We start from the raw sequence: 15667 nt of genomic DNA, 5'->3' as shown, positions 1-15667 counted from the left end.
TGCGGCAGCGCCGGCAAGCACATCACGGCGATTTGGTCCTGCAGGCCTAAACGGTGAATGCGACTCCATATCAGTTTTTCCTAAATTAGAGGGCGCTCTGGCAGATCAATAAACGGTACACCGATCCGCGCCCCCTACGGATACTCATGCGACATTTTTTGGTCCTCTTTGGACACACTAATTTTCACGATGTACCATCGTGTAGGACAACTGAAGGAAGGGGGTCCTGATAACGGGCAAGGTTGCGCCGTTCTTGAGATGGCGATATGCCAAATCGCGCGCGATAGCACTTTGAAAGGTATTGCGGAGTGGAAAAACCGGTGGCGATTGCAATTTCCCATATTGCAAACTCCGTCAGTCGCACCAATGCGCGCGCCTGGTCGAGACGTACTGCTCGATAGTGCAACTGAGGTGTTGTTCGAAAATGCTGATCGAACAAACGCTCCAGTTGTTTCTGAGAAGTGCCGCTACGCGCCGCGATGGTCTCGATCGACAAGGGGAAATCCACGTTGTCATGCATAAGCTGAGCGGCTTTGCGCAAGGCTTGATTTCCGATTCGGCGAAACGGGCTTTCCTTGATAGGGACCACCTCGGATCCCTGCCGAATTGTCTGATACAAAATCTGTCGCGCTACATCGGACGAGACTTCGGGGCCAAGGGTTTCGCTTACGAGTTGCAGGAACAGGTCAATTGCTGCTGTACCGCCGGAACATGTAAAAATCTGCCGGTCGCGAACAAACAGGGATCGTTCCACCGTCAGACGTGGGTATTGCTCTTCGAAAGCTGGAATGTCTTCCCAGTGCAGCGTGCAGCGATGATTGGACAGCAACCCGGCTTTCGCTAGCACCCAGGTTCCAGTCGCAATGGCGCCAACCGTGGTGTGTTGGGCGTATCGTGATCGCAGCCAGCGAAACAACCGATCATCTTCGAAGAGATGCCCCCCTAGAGCGGCGCAAACCACAACCACGTCGCACTGAGGAGCGGTTTCGACGGTGTAATCGCATATCGACCGCAAACCGTTCATTGCGACGACTTCGCGTGAGTCTACAGAGATCGTGAACCACTGATGATTGACCCGATCCGTGACGTAGTCTGCGTCACGGAGAATGTCGATCATTCCCGCCACGGGGAGCAAAGGATACTGATCTAGGAGCAGAAAACCATAGACCCGCTTCTCTGGCCGGTTCCGAAAAGTGACCTGTGATCCCACGGCAGTTTCCCGAATTGGCCAACGAAGGCCGGTTTTTGACGAATGATTATCACTCCGATCGGGGCGGACGTGCAAGGTATTCAATGGAAGACACTAAGGAATACATCATGCACAACGATCTCCGACAGCGATTCTGCCGAAATCTCCGCGACGCGGGTATCGATGTTTATATAGCCGTCACGCCTGCCAACTTCCGTTATCTCTCGGGCTACAATAGTGCTTTTATCGACCTTTCTTGGCAGATGACCGGAACGGACATGGTCGTCTTGCCGGCGGATAGCGACCTGGAACCTGCGGTGATCGTCAGCGAATACTGTGCACCGGACGCCCGGAGGCACAGCGATATCGCGGATATCCGGACGTATTCCCTTTGGACTGAAAACAGAACCTTTGAGGAGATCCGCGCGCAATCGGGCGCCATTTTATCTCGCCCCATGCAGTACGACTATGCGGAAATCTTTGGTTTGGTCCGGGACGTCGTGCGGTCGCGCGGGCTGTCGGGTGCTGTCATCGGCTCGGATCTTTCACTTATGAAGCACGAGACCTACGAGGCGCTCCGGACCTGTTTTCCTGGAAACCGTTTGGTAGATTGTCGCGATGTCGCGTACCGGACCCGCCAGATTAAGCATCCGGCCGAAATACTAGAACTGCGCAAGGCAGCGCGCCTTTTTGACATCGGCACCGGCGCGGCATTTGATGCGCTCCACGAAGGACAGCGGCTGGCAGACATTCAACGCACATTCGAGGCGTCTCTGCGAGACGCCGTCCGCCGCGATCCGTCCCTGAACGGATTTGAGCGGAGCTTTTTCTTCCCCCATGTCGGAACCGGCGACGGACAGGTCGTGCAAACCGGTGACGTGATAAAGCTAGATTGCGGCGCGCGGGTGAACGGCTATTGGAGCGATGGTTGTAGACATGTTTGCATGGGAAAGGGCACCGTTGAACAGCGCCAAATCCATCACGCCTTGACGGCCGGTTTTGAGATGGCGCGCGAGATGCTGCGCCCCGGCGTTCGGATCGGCGACATCTTTGAGGCGGCTATCGAAACGGTCAGGGACCATGGCCTCCGCAACTACTCTCGCGGGCATATTGGCCATTCCATTGGATTGGACGATCAGACCGAGGAGCCGCCATTTCTAGGGCCCACCGACCAGGTTCTGCAGGAAGGCATGGTAATGTGCCTTGAATTGCCCTTCTATCCGATCGACCAAGGAGGGTTCAACGTTGAGGATATGTTCCTGATAGGTGCGAATGGCCCTGAGACCCTGACGCTGCTGGACCATGGATTTCGCGAACTTCACTGAGCAGGCTTGTGCGCGAACTTGTGGGTGTGTCGTCCAGCTTTGGTCGAAGAATTGCAGGAAAAAGAGTATGACGAAACCAGTCCTTGAAATCCGCAATCTCCGGCTTGAATTGGAAGAACCTTTTGAGGGTAGCAGGCCCATCGTAAGTGACATCAACATCAAGGTGCACCCCGGTGAGGTGCATGCCCTTATTGGCGAATCCGGCAGTGGCAAGACAACTATTGCGCTTTCCGCCATGGGCTATGTCAGGCCGGGCCTGCGCCGGGCCTCTGGTCAAGTCTTTCTAAATGGAACGGATCTGTTCACATTGCCCGCTCATGCCTTGCGCGATATCCGAGGCAATCGCGTTTCATACGTGGCACAGAGCGCTGCTGCGTCATTCAACCCGAGCCTCAGGATCGGCCAGCAGGTGACGGAGACCCCGCGCGAACACGCACTGATGTCGGCCGCGGAAGCCATGGCGCAAGCGAGTGTCCTGTACCAAGAATTACGCATCCCCACACCCGACAAGATCGCGCGGCGATTTCCCCACGAAGTTTCTGGAGGGCAGCTCCAGCGACTGATGGCTGCCATGGCGATGATTTCGCATCCCGACCTCATCATTTTCGACGAACCTACGACCGCGCTCGACGTCACAACGCAGTTATCAGTTCTGATGGCATTCCGGGATCTGATCAAGAAGCACAACACGGCTGCAATCTATGTCAGCCATGATCTGGCCCTCGTGGCCCAGATTGCAGATCGAGTGACGGTGCTGCTTAACGGCGAAATCAAGGAAGAAGCCGGCATGTCGGCCCTGATCGCCGCGCCGAAGCACGAATATTCGCGTATCCTCATGGCAGCAGGAACGCCGTCTTTGGATTGTGCCCATCCGGGGCCAACCGCGGACTTCGCTGAGGTGCCTCTCCTCAAGCTGCAAGGTATATGCGCCGGGTATGGGCCGATCGGCCCGAGCGGTCAGCCTGCATATCCCGTGATCCGCGATGTCAATTTGTCTATAGAGAAAGGAGCCGTCGTCGGCATAATTGGAGAATCTGGCTCGGGCAAAAGCACACTGGCAAAGGTGATTTCGGGACTGCTGCCTGCGGCGCGAGGCGCAATGCTGATAGATGGCAAACCACTCACGCCTCGGGTGGAAGATCGTAACAAGGAGATGGTCCGCCGCATCCAACTCGTCTCGCAAAGTGCGGATACGGCCTTGAACCCGAGCCATAGCATCGAAAAGATTCTAGGACGGCCTGTAGAGTATTTCACGGGGTTAAGGGGCCGCGGTCGGCGTGATCGGGTACGCGAATTGCTGGACCTCGTTTCGCTGCGGGACGATTTGATGGATCGACGCCCTTCCGAGTTGTCAGGAGGCCAGAAACAGCGGATCAACCTAGCGCGGGCGCTGGCGGCGGAACCGGAGTTGATCCTATGCGACGAGGTCACCTCGGCTCTGGATTCGATTGTGCGTAACTCCATCGTCGAATTGATTTCCCAGCTTCGCGAAAAGCTAGGTGTGGCCATGCTCTTCATCTCGCATGATGTCTCGACCGTGTCACGGATCGCGGATACTGTCGCTGTCATGCATCGCGGTTTGATCGTAGAAGCCGGCCCGGCTGGCCGGTTGCTTGTGAACCCCGAGCATCCCTATACGCGACTCTTGCTGAACTCGGTGCCGCGAGTGGAAATGGGCTGGCTGGAGAGAGCATACGCGAAGGTGCAGCTTGACCAGAGCGCGTTGTCAGACGCGATGGAAGCCTTCCGCACGGCTTAGCGTTAAGTGCTCCGTTCCGAAAATTCGAGCGCGTCAGATGGCCTTATACCTAGTTCGAGCTTTCGTCGTCCAGTACGTTGGCCCGCCAAGGGAGCAACTGGACCCTGCGGAAGTTGCCTCAATCTGAAGAGTTGAACCGTTCGGGCAGGTCAAGGTCGTGAGCGGCGAAACGGCCGTTCACGGGAAAGCGCCGCTCCACCTTGCCGTTGAGTGATTTTGACGGCCCATGAATCGTTTTCGCTGGGTGTGACCCCTCATTTCTGGTTTTCTTTCCAGCATCGGAATCAATGGCAACTGTCACAAGCACTCTGGTTGATGATCCGCTGGAGTTGGTTTTTGTGGAACATGGGGTGGTTATGCGCACCGGTGGGCAAGTACTTGTCGAAGCCTTGAAGATTAATGGCGCCGAAGTGATCTTCGGCGTACCGGGAGAGAGCTATCTTGCAGCACTCGATGCCATTCGAGATTGTGGTAACGCTCTGCGTTATATCACGATGAGGCAGGAAGGCGGCGCGAGTTTCGCGGCCGCCGCATATGGCGATCTGACCGGGCGACCAGGAATCTGTTTCGTGACGCGTGGACCCGGCGTGACTTCGGCCACCATCGGATTGCATACGGCCATGCAGGGATCGACACCGATGATTCTTCTGATTGGCCAGATCAGTCGCCCTTACCGCGACCGTGAAGTCTTTCAGGAGATCGACTATCGCCGCTTTCTGAGCCAGACTGTTAAATGGGTCGCAGAAGTCGACGACGCTTCGCGTTTGCCCGAATATGTCAACCGGGCTTTCAAGGTAGCAGTCTCGGGCCGACCCGGTCCTGTTGCTCTCGCCCTACCCGAAGACATGCTGTTTTCGCTGACTGACACGCCCGACCTGGCCGCAGTTCGTGCAACGCCAGCGGTCCCTTCATCCGCGGATATCGCCGGAGTGGCCCAGATGCTACAGCAGGCAAAACGTCCGCTTTTGCTCTTGGGCGGCGCTATGTGGACGCCCGAGGGGCATGCAGCCGTCATTCGCTTTGTCGAGACGCACGACCTACCAGTCGCTGTCGGGTTCCGTCGCCAAGGCTTGTTTCCGCACGATCATCCGAATTTCGTAGGGAGTGTCGGCTTCGGAGGCATACCGGAGCCAAACCAATATGCTCGTGATGCCGATTTGATCATCGCGCTAGGCTCTCGCCTGAACGATCCGACCACAATGAAACATACGGTTATTGCGGCTCCCAAGCCTGCTTGCCGACTTGTTCACATTCATCCGGGGACGGAAGAGCTGGGCCGGCTCTATCAAGCTGATCTGCCAATCCTGGCCGATCCAAATCTCGCCGCGATGGCACTTTCCGGATCGAGCGCCGACCGCCGCCACACAACGGCGACCGCCCAGGCGAAAGCCGGCTATGCCAGGGGGCTGGCTTTGCCGACACAGCCTGGCCCGGTTGACATGGCCGAGGTGATGCGAGTGCTAAATGAGCGTCTGCCACGCGACACCACAATGACCACGGGTGCGGGCAATGCCTCGGATTGGCCCAACATTCACTATTGCTACCGACAGTTTCTAGGAGCCGCTGCACCTATTAGCGGGGCTATGGGCATGGGTGTCCCTGCAGCGATTGCCGCTAAGTTCGTGCGTCCACACTCCCGTTCGGTCTACATCGGCGGCGACGGAGACTTTCTGATGAACGGGCAGGAGTTGGCCACGGCGATCCAATACCAGGTGGATCCGCTGTTCATAATAATCGACAACGGCAAATACGGCACAATTCGCGGAAATCAGGAAGTGCGCTACCCGGGACGCGTTTCAGGAACAACTCTGCGCAATCCCGATTTTGCCAAGGTTGCTGAGGGGTATGGCGCGCATGGCGAGCGGGTGGATGATACGGCTGAGTTCGAGCCAGCACTGGACCGTGCACTTTCTGCAGGCCGTGCGGCTGTAATCCATGTCTTGGTGGGGCCCAACAGCCTCGGCCCCAACCACACTCTTTCAGAGGATTGCGAGTAATGCTGTCAGAAACTATGCGTCGGGTCCCGGCATCACCCATCGGCGCGATGTTCGAGCGCGCGACCGAACTGCGTTCCCGTGGCAACAATTTAATCGACCTGTCATTAGGGGAGCCCGATTTTGATACGCCAGACCATATCCGAGCGGCCGGGATAGAAGCTATCAAAGCCGGAGTGACCCGGTACACTGCCGCAGACGGTACGGCTGCCTTGAAGGACGCGGTGCGGCGCAAATTCGCTCGCGACAATCAACTGACCTTTGAGCGGTCAGAGGTAGTGATTGCCGCTGGTGCGAAACCGTTGATCGCCAGCGCCATGCAGGTTATCCTGAATCCCGGTGACAAGGTTATCCTTTCGACGCCAGCATGGACGTCGCACGTGGGCATGGCCCAGGTGTGTGCAGCAACGCCGGTGTTCTTGGAAACGAGCGAATACGAAGCCTATCGCGTCGATGCGGCTCGGCTTGAAGCTGCAATCACTTCAGAAACCAAGTTGCTGTTGTTGTGCTCGCCCGGTAATCCGACTGGCGCCGTGGCTTCACCCGAGGAGCTGGGCGCGATCGCCGAGGTGCTGCGCCGTCATCCGCATGTCAACGTGATCTCCGACGATCTTTACGAACACATAGTTTTCTCACCGGCGACCTTCGCAACTCTAGCACAGGTAGCTCCGGATCTGGGGGACAGAGTACTGACCGTCAACGGACTGTCCAAGGCCTATGCCATGACCGGTTGGCGTATCGGTTATGCCGGCGGACCGGACTGGTGGACTTCCGGATTGCGTGCGTTGTTTTCACAGACAAGTGGTGGACCCTGTTCGATCAGCCAAGCCGCCGCCGTGGCCGCACTCGACGGGCCACAGGAATTTTTGGGTGAACGTTGCGAGGTATATCGCCGGCGCCGCGATCTCGCCCTGTCGGAGTTGTCGAAGGTGCCGGGACTTAAGGCACCGGCGCCGCAAGGTGCATTCTTTCTCTATGTCGATTGCGGGGCTTTTATCGGTAAAAGAGCACCAAATGGAGGCGTTATAGCGTCGTCTAGTGACCTCGCAGACCACCTCTTAGTTGCAGGGGTGGTCACGGTGCCTGGCGCCGCTTTTTACGCGGATCCTTTTCTACGGCTGTCAGTGGCAACCTCTGACGAGAATATCGTTGAAGGCATTCGCCGCATCGGGGTAGGTTGCCGACAACTGGGGTGGGATGGGCGGCATGACACAAAATCTGTCGGACTGCGTCGCGAGACCGCGCTTTGAAATCCAACCTCAGATCCAAGACGGCTAGGAGCAACTTGCATTCTCACTTCCGGCTCCTGCAACCCGCTTCGCGTGGGTTCCCAGACCTGTTGAGAAAATAGGTAACTTCGATCGGGTCACCTTTGGGCCGAACCGCCTTGCGAACTCAGCACGCCGCCTGAAGAAGCTTCTTAGCTGTTCCGTTTCCTGGCTTCTACTCGTCAGTCTCAAAGCCGTACTTCTTGGAAGAACACACTCCCACCTATCGCCGGTCCGGTGTGCTCCAATATGCCAATTCGAGGCCTAGTCCACGGGTTCTATTGACAGGAAAGGGTTTTCTGCTTTGGAAGCTGCGACCAACCAGGTACTGAATGTGCGCACATTGCGCACGCTCCAAGAGCGGGTGGGCGTCACTAGGAAGTATGTCATTCCCGTTGGCATAGGTTGCTGAAAAATTTGCACCAGAGCACCTCGCGCCAACGCGAGATCCACGAAAGGACGTCGCCCGATGGCAATCCCCATGTGCTGCTCGGCGGCCCGCAGCGCCGCGGACCGCGTGTCAACCTCGAGCCAGTGCCGCACGTCGCCGAGTGGAACATCGTTCTTCTCCATCCATATCCGCCACTCATCCGGCGCGGAAGCGCAATAAATAAGAGGTCGGGATAGCAAATCGGACGCCTGTGTAATCGGCCCCCGCCGAGTCAGGAACGCGCTCGAACAAACAGGGCTTATCGTTTCCTGAATAAGGGGGAAAGACTTCTCGGCACTGAAGGGTTCAACCCCATACTGAATGGCAAGATCGATGTCGCTGCCGGACAGGTCCACCTTCTCTGGGCTTGTCACCAGCGTCACAGAAATCTCAGGGTGCTGCTCAGCAAATCGCGCCAGCAGAGGTACCATCCAAAGATCCGCCAGAGACGGAAACAGATTTATTGAAATTCGGCCTGTCTTGCGCGCTACCGAAACCTCGAGCAACGCTGCTTCCAGCCGGTCAAGGATGTCTCGCAGCTCGGCCGCCAAATTTGATCCAGCCTTCGTAACTCTGAGCCGATTGTCCGACTTAATCAGTAGCTTGGTTCCGACGTGGCTCTCCAATGACTTGACCTGATGGCTGATCGCGCTGGCAGATATCCCGAGCTCGTCGCCCGCCGCCTGCAGGTTGCCGTGACGAGCTAGAGCCTCGAACGCGCGGATCGCGGCAAAGGGCGGAATCTTGCGTCCCATCAGCTTGTCTGTATTCCCTGCGCATGTCCTCGGGGCATCGACGGTTTCATCATATCAGCGGCCCGTTTCGTCTGGAAGATTCGTGGCAGATTTGGTGGTTGGCGCAAAGCGACAAATTGCGACGGCGAGGCGCTTGTCCTTGTTGAACCCAGCGTAATGCAAACGATCGCGCCCAAAACGAGGCACGCCTGGTGCGTTGTTGCAATGCTTCGGGAGAAGTCAGCCGATTAACCCTAGCACTTGCGCGTACGGCCCGCTAGTCGACAAGGCCTCACCGTTACGCGCAATGTGGCCGCTCGTGGATACGCGCTGTTTCGCAGGGATTGGTCTCACCCGCCGATCGAAGGCCCATCGCAGAAATATAAACAGCACCAAAATTCTATTCAATTGAACCTTTGCATGCGGAGGTCGATCAACCCTGTTGACCAGAGACACTGACAGAAGGACGCAGATCATGACAATTGAGAAAATTGCAGCCGAATATCCTGATACCGAGCTTTACATTGGGGGCGCTTGGCAATCTGGCGCAGGCCAGATGGAGGTTGTTGCCCCGGCGACCGGCGAAGTGATCGGACATTGTGCTGTTGCGGCTACACGTGATCTCGACAACGCAGTTGCTGCGGCTTTGAGGGGTTTTCGTATCTGGTCCGCGACGCCTGGGCATGACCGGGCTGTGGTATTACGGCGCGCGGCCGACGTTCTAGATGCCCGTGCTCGCTCTGTTGGTGGGCACATCTCCATCGAACAGGGCAAACCGCTTGAGGAAGCCGAGGCCGAGGTCCGCTTTTCGGCAGAGGTGCTTCGTTGGAATGCCGGCGAAGCGGAGCGCATATATGGTCGGGTGATCCCCTCGCGCCAGCCTGGGGAGCGCCTTATGGTCCTCCCGGAGCCAATCGGTCCGGTTCTCGCTTTGACACCATGGAATTTCCCAATTTATCAACCTGTTGCAAAAATTGCCCCAGCCCTTGCCGCCGGCTGTTCGGTCGTGGTGAAGCCCTCGGAAGAAACACCGGCAGGCGCTGCAGCGTTAACCAGGGCGTTACATGACGCCGGATTGCCCCCTGGCGCGCTAAACATGGTGTTTGGTAATCCCGAGGAGATCTCGAGTTACCTGATTTCCTCGCCAATCATCCGCAAAGTTTCTTTCACCGGTTCCGTTGCAGTCGGGCGTCTAATCGCCACTAAGGCTGGACAGGCATTGAAAAAGGCGACTCTGGAGCTTGGAGGGCATGCGCCGGTCATCGTTTGCCCAGATGCTGACCCGGAACAGACGGCCCGACTTTCCGCTGAACAGAAGTTTCGCAATGCAGGACAGGTTTGCGTATCGGCTAGTCGCTTCATCGTGCATCGGTCTATCCTCGCTCGATTCACGCAGGCTTTTGTGGAAGCCACCAAGGCGCGGACGATCGGACCGCTGATAAATGCGAGAAGGGTGGTGGCGGTTGAAGAGCTTGTCCGCGACGCTGTGAGATCTGGCGCCAACTTGGTTGCCGGCGCGGAGAAGGGAACGACACCTGGATATTATTTTCCGCCAGCGGTTCTGTCCAACGTTCCTCCCGGAGCTCGCATTATGCAGGAAGAGCCCTTCGGCCCGGTAGCGGCAATCTGCGCCTATGGCGATCTCGACCAGGCGCTCGAAATCGCCAATAGCTTGCCTTTTGGGCTTGCAGCCTACGCGTTTACCGATTCAAGCGACACGGCAGAGCGACTGATAAACGGCTTGGAAGCCGGCATTGTTCTAATCAACACCTTTGGAGCCGTTTATCCCGAGACGCCTTTTGGTGGTGTCAAGGATAGCGGCTTTGGAAGCGAGAATGGCATCGAGGGAGTAGAAGGCTATCTCCGGCCGAAATATGCAGCGCTAACGCGCGCCTCTCTCGCAACAAGCCTATAGTCGCGACAGAAGAACCCACCCGGCGGTCGCTGTCAGAGGTGTCGGCGACTAGTCGCCGGCCGTCTACCAGCTCGTGGCAACTGTCTCCTCGGATAGCCTTCCAAGCATTCAATCGCACCAGCTTTGGCCTTAGCGCAGAGGGATTGTGATAAGGATACAGCCAAGTGGGAGAATTAGGTCGCCGAAAGACGCCGATGACCTGGCTGCGCTCGCGCCAAAAAAGGGCACCGCACCAGCTAATTTTCTTTTTGCTCCAGCTACCGCTCGGCCACCGGAAGGCGAAGGCTCTTCAGAACATCACCGACGCCATTTCAGATACATTCAAACCTATTGTTTTTTTTTCAATTTCGGCAGCCGGGCGCGACGCGTAAGGGATAGCTGAAGGGCTAGATTGCCCGCCAGACGATGACGCGTAGACAGGAGCTTGAGCGGCCAATGCGTATCATTCCTACGGAAGATGAAGCCGCTGACCTGCGTGGACGGGTTCTCGACTTTTGTTACGAAGCGATCCCTAGGACGGTCCGGGGACTGGAGCGCCAGGGAACGATGAGCGACGGCGACTCGAGTGCCTTTTTCAAGGCTCTGGGCGCTGCTGGCTGGATTGGCCGTCATTGGCCCCGAGAATACGGTGGGCGCGATGCGACGCACCTCGAGACCGCCATCATAGACGAGGCGCTTGGTTACGCGCGGGCGCCGCTTTCGGCCTACCTCCTCTCCGTAAAGGTCTTCGGTAACTCGTTGCTGCTGTTCGGCACTGACGAGCAAAAAAGCAAATACCTCCCTTTGATCACCGCTGGCGACGCAATGTTCTGCCAAGGGTTTTCGGAACCGATGGCCGGTTCTGATTTTGGATCCTTGCGGACAACTGCTGTGCGAATGGGCGATGAATACATCGTCAATGGCCACAAAATTTGGACTTCCTCGGCCGAAGTCGCAACTCACATGTACTTGGCCGCGAGGACCGATCCAAAGGCCGTGAAGCACCGCGGTATCAGCCTCTTCGTGCTCGACATGAAGACGCCAGGGGTCACCGTCAACAGCTTCCCGACGCTGGGAGGCGGTGTGTTGAACGAGGTTTTCCTCAGCAACGTGAGGATGCCTGCGGAAAATTTGCTGGGCGAAGAGAACCGCGGCTTCCATCAGGCGATGCGCAGCTTGGACCTGGAGCGTTCCTGCATGGATAGGGTCGGGGCGGCGCGACTGTCTCTCGATCGACTGGTTGAATATGTCACTCAAGATCGAAGCGACGGAGCGAACGGACGTCTTTGCGATGTGAAGATGGTTCAGGAAAAAATAGGTGAACTCCGCACGAAGCTGCAGGTCGCACGCAGTTTCGGCTACATGATCGCGCGCAACGTCGATGCCGGCAAAGGCGTCAGCGCGGAGTTCTCCTTTGGAAAGCTCTATGTCGGCTTGCTTACTCAAGCCCTTGCCGATGCGACCGTCGACATCGTTGGCACTTTGGCACAGTTCGAGCATGGCTCGGATCTCGCGCTTCTCGATGGTTTGTTTCCAGCGGTTTTCCGCGCGTCCCCAGCACTTACGCTGGCAGGTGGCTCGAGTGAAATCCAGCGCGGCGTGATTGCGACCCGCGGCTTGGGGCTGCCGAAATGAACGGCTCCGGACCGCTCGCCGGCATTCGCGTTGTCGATTTCTCGGGGTACATCGCCGGCCCTTTCTGCACGCAGATGCTTGGCGACATGGGGGCAGACGTCATCAAAGTAGAGCCCCCGGCCGGAGAGCAATGGCGCGGACAAGATCCATTCGCGCCCGGGTTTAGTAAGAGTTTTGTCGCGCTGAACCGCAACAAGCGCTCCATCGTCCTAGATCTAAAGTCCGAAAACGGGCGTGGCGTAGCGAGGGCCCTGATCGCGTCGGCCGATGTAATGGTACACAACTATCGCCCTGGTGTGCCTGAACGATTGGGGATCGACTATAGCGCTATGCGCGAACTCAATCCGAAGTTGATCTATGCGTCGAATTCCGCCTACGGACAGAAAGGGCCTCGTGCGCATCAAGCCGGGTATGACTTGGTGATCCAAGCGGTTTCGGGGCTGATTGCTTCCAATCCGACCCCAGACGGCAGAGCGCCGCGTCGATACGCCGGCATTGCGTTGATCGATTTCACAGCCGGCCAAATGCTGGCCTTCGGCGTGCTTTCCGCGTTTATCCAAAGGCTCCGCACCGGCATCGGGCAGAAAGTCGAGAGCACGCTCATCGAAGCAGCCCTCAGCCTCCAGCGTCAGAAGCTGGTTTCCGTCGAAGCGTTGGATGGTCAATGCCCTCAACCGGCGAAAGGAACGGTTAGAGAACGCATGCGGACCGCGGCTAGCCACGCGAACGATCTCGTCGAGCGCGAACTCTATTACCGCACTTATGAAACAAGCGACGGGTACGTCACCATCGGCTGCTTGAATGTTCCCCAGAGGAAGCATTTCATGTCCATCGTAGGCTTGGATGATCCCTGGTTCGAGAACCCTGACGCCCTGCCACAAACAGATGATGAGGACAGGCGTCGGCGGGCATTGACGTCATACGCCGAGTCCGAATTCACCAAAAAATCCACAACCGATTGGGTCAAAGCTTTTGAGGATTGCGGCGTGCCATGCGCGCCCGTCCAGATGTCAGCCGACCTGATGTTTGACGAGCAGGTGGAGGCGGGAGGCTACTTCGTTGGCTTCACTATGCCTGAGTTCGGACGTGTCCGAACGATGGGCTCAGGCGTGTCCATCAATGGACGGCCCGAAGGCCACCGTCCTCCCCCCGAGTTAGGGCAGCATACCCAAGAAATTTTGGATGAACTAGCAGCACTTCCAGCTGCGGCGACATCGGCTGACGGAGATCGACGAACATGAATACAAACGTGGGCGCAGAACAGCAGGTCAATGCCGCTATCAGCGAATCTGATTTCGAGCTAATCCGCGAGGTCGCACAGGCCTTCGTCGCAAAGGAGATGACGACAAAGATCGTCCGACAAGCGGAAGCTGGAGACTGGACGGCTGCGAATAAAGTCTGGAAAGCCGTGGCGGAGTTGGGTTGGGTCGGCTTGATAGCTCCCGAAGCCTTTGGTGACGACGGGCTGCCTGTAGTTGCAATGATCGCCGAGGAGCTTGCGACAGCGGCCTTTCCCATGCCCTTCGCCGAAACCGCAGCTTTTGTAGTGCCCTTGTTGGCCAAGTTTAACCACGGGTCGCTCGACAATTTGATAAATTCGATCGTCTCGGGACTGCACCTTGTTGCGGTAGGGATGCCAGCCAGTGGATTGCCGAGGAGCGCGGAAGACTGTGCTCTACCAACGCTCCAGGACAATAGTGACGGCCGTCCCTGGGTCGCGGAGCATCTCGACAGGGCCAACGCTGTTCTGATCCCCGTCCAGGCGAAGGATGGGGTTGCAATAGCGCTGGTGGAGAGGCCCGCTTCCGGATGGGGCGGTGCTGCCAACCCAGACCTCACCAACAATGCGTACGTTACCTTGGACTGGGCCACGTTAGCCAAAGGCGAATCGACCATAATAGGCCAGGGCAATTGTTCGTGGACAGATATCGACGCGGCCCTGGATGTCCTACGAACGGTGGTTGCCGCTCAGGTCGTGGGGCTGTCTCGCGCAGCGTTAGAGCTGGCCGTAAGCTATGCAAAGGAACGTGAGGCATTCGGTGCGGCCATCGGCTCGTTTCAGGCCGTCCAGCAGCGTCTTGCTGATGCCTATATGGAAAACGTTGCTGCGCGCCTCTTGGTGACCAGTGCCGCAATAACACCTACTTCGGCTTTAGTGGCTATGGCTTCGATCCAGGCCTGCGAGAGCGGCCGTAAATGCACTTTCACCGCGCAACAGATTTGGGCTGGCATGGGTTACACGCTGGAAACGGATGTTCAGCTGTTCTTCCGCCGCGCCCGCGCTCGCCAGCTTCTGCTTGGATCACCTTGGCAGCAGCGCGAGACCGTGTGGGACAGGGCGGCCCAACAGAAATGGGCCATCTGAGATCGCTCGACAAATTCACGCGCCTGATCGGCGAATCACTCGGGCGCATCGGGGCACGACCATGTTCCAAACAAAATTGACCCACCTCTTGGGTATTCGGCACCCGATCATATGCGGGGGGATGTTTCGCATAGGACGCGCCCCCTTGGCCGCAGCGGTTTCGAATGCAGGTGGACTCGGGATTATAACCTCCGCGACGTTTCCAGATATCGAAACGTTCTCGGCGGAAGTGAGGATATTGCGCAAGCAGACGGATAGGCCGTTCGGGGTCAACATTAACTTGTTTCCCACTGCGCGCCAGTACTCGCCTGCCGATTTTTTGGAGGTTTGCATCAACGAAGGTGTGCCAGTGTTGGAAACATCCGGCCAAAATCCGGAACCTTACCTGGATAGAATCAAGAAGGCCGGCCTGAAGATCATTCACAAGGTTCCTGCCGCGCAATATGCATTGAAAGCGCAAAGCATTGGCTGCGATGCCGTCTCGATAGTGGGCAATGAAACCGGCGGCCACCCTGGTATGACAGATGTGAGCACACTGGTCATGCTGCGGCAAGCGGCTGCGCAGTTGGATATTCCGGTCATCGCCGGCGGTGGATTTGGCGACGGAGCAGGTCTTCTGGCGGCCTTAAGTCTCGGCGCCGACGGCATCCTCATGGGCACGCGTTTCTTGGCCACACGCGAAGCCGGCGCTCATCAAGCGGTCAAGGACTGGATGGTCGCCGCGAAGGCCGATGACACTCTAATCGTACAAAAGTCGATTGGGTCACCAATGCGCGTAGCCAAAAATGCGCTGGCCAAGCGGGTTGTGCAGATGGAAGCTGAAGGGGCAAGCTTGGATGAGTTGCTCCCCCTTATCTCCGGGAGCAGAAACCCCGCGGTTTACTTTGAAGGGAAGCTCGACGACGCGATCTGGTCCTGCGGACAGGTGGTCGGCCTTGTAAGTGACGTGCCCAGCTGCAGAGAATTGATCGACCGGATCATCGCGGAGGCCCATGCCGCCCTGGCTTCAGTCAACGCGAAATCGATCCAGACCGAAAGCTCCCGCTGTGGATGATTGCTAACGATCGACCGGTT

12 protein-coding genes are annotated in these 15667 nt (G+C 57.4%); 10 read left to right on the top strand and 2 right to left on the bottom strand.

All coding sequences use genetic code 11. The annotated features are described in order from the left end of the window. Positions 1–184: 184 nt before the first annotated feature. Positions 185–1117, bottom strand: a complete 933-nt coding sequence (locus ABID19_RS33885; RefSeq protein ID WP_354494823.1) for a GlxA family transcriptional regulator — start codon at positions 1115–1117, stop codon at positions 185–187. A 200-nt stretch (positions 1118–1317) separates the two neighbouring features. Here ABID19_RS33885 and ABID19_RS33880 point away from each other — a divergent pair, with 200 nt between their 5' ends. From ABID19_RS33880 to ABID19_RS33865, 4 genes are all read left to right on the top strand, one after another. Then, positions 1318–2514, top strand: a complete 1197-nt coding sequence (locus tag ABID19_RS33880) for a M24 family metallopeptidase (RefSeq protein ID WP_263807204.1) — start codon at positions 1318–1320, stop codon at positions 2512–2514. A 67-nt stretch (positions 2515–2581) separates the two neighbouring features. Beyond that, positions 2582–4273, top strand: a complete 1692-nt coding sequence (locus tag ABID19_RS33875) for an ABC transporter ATP-binding protein (protein ID WP_263807205.1) — start codon at positions 2582–2584, stop codon at positions 4271–4273. A gap of 287 nt (positions 4274–4560) precedes the next feature. Further along, positions 4561–6270: a thiamine pyrophosphate-dependent enzyme gene (locus tag ABID19_RS33870; RefSeq protein ID WP_263807206.1), complete on the top strand. Its 1710-nt coding sequence runs from the start codon at positions 4561–4563 to the stop codon at positions 6268–6270. Continuing rightward, positions 6270–7517, top strand: a complete 1248-nt coding sequence (locus tag ABID19_RS33865; RefSeq protein WP_263807207.1) for a pyridoxal phosphate-dependent aminotransferase — start codon at positions 6270–6272, stop codon at positions 7515–7517. The genes ABID19_RS33870 and ABID19_RS33865 overlap by 1 nt, the downstream gene beginning before the upstream one ends. A 282-nt stretch (positions 7518–7799) precedes the next feature. Here ABID19_RS33865 and ABID19_RS33860 read toward each other — a convergent pair whose 3' ends face one another. Further along, a complete protein-coding gene (locus ABID19_RS33860) occupies positions 7800–8720 on the bottom strand; it encodes a LysR substrate-binding domain-containing protein (protein WP_263807208.1) in 921 nt (306 codons plus the stop codon). 454 nt (positions 8721–9174) lie between these two features. On the opposite strand from ABID19_RS33860, the gene ABID19_RS33855 reads away from it, so the two are divergent. The 6 genes from ABID19_RS33855 (at position 9175) to ABID19_RS33830 (ending at position 15647) form a co-directional block, all read left to right on the top strand. After that, positions 9175–10614 carry an NAD-dependent succinate-semialdehyde dehydrogenase gene (locus ABID19_RS33855; protein WP_263807209.1) on the top strand — a complete coding sequence of 480 codons (1440 nt, stop codon included), beginning with the start codon at positions 9175–9177 and terminating at the stop codon, positions 10612–10614. Between the two features lie 194 nt (positions 10615–10808). After that, entirely contained in the window at positions 10809–10985 is a 177-nt protein-coding gene (locus ABID19_RS33850) for a hypothetical protein (protein WP_263807210.1), read from the top strand. Positions 10986–11049: 64 nt separating this feature from the next. Continuing rightward, positions 11050–12228 (top strand): acyl-CoA dehydrogenase family protein, encoded by a 1179-nt coding sequence (locus tag ABID19_RS33845; protein WP_263807211.1) that lies wholly within the window; start codon positions 11050–11052, stop codon positions 12226–12228. Further along, positions 12225–13469 carry a CaiB/BaiF CoA transferase family protein gene (locus tag ABID19_RS33840; protein ID WP_263807212.1) on the top strand — a complete coding sequence of 415 codons (1245 nt, stop codon included), beginning with the start codon at positions 12225–12227 and terminating at the stop codon, positions 13467–13469. The genes ABID19_RS33845 and ABID19_RS33840 overlap by 4 nt, the downstream gene beginning before the upstream one ends. Beyond that, positions 13466–14593 (top strand): acyl-CoA dehydrogenase family protein, encoded by a 1128-nt coding sequence (locus ABID19_RS33835; protein ID WP_263807213.1) that lies wholly within the window; start codon positions 13466–13468, stop codon positions 14591–14593. Before ABID19_RS33840 ends, ABID19_RS33835 begins: the two co-directional genes overlap by 4 nt. Next, positions 14481–15647, top strand: coding sequence for an NAD(P)H-dependent flavin oxidoreductase (locus ABID19_RS33830; protein ID WP_354494819.1), 1167 nt, complete (start codon positions 14481–14483; stop codon positions 15645–15647). Before ABID19_RS33835 ends, ABID19_RS33830 begins: the two co-directional genes overlap by 113 nt. The last annotated feature ends 20 nt before the right edge of the window (positions 15648–15667 follow it).

Source organism: Mesorhizobium robiniae (assembly GCF_040545535.1).
Classification (GTDB): domain Bacteria; phylum Pseudomonadota; class Alphaproteobacteria; order Rhizobiales; family Rhizobiaceae; genus Mesorhizobium; species Mesorhizobium robiniae.
The sequence above is the reverse complement of the archived record's forward strand: the minus strand, read 5'-3'. Positions and strand labels throughout refer to the sequence as shown.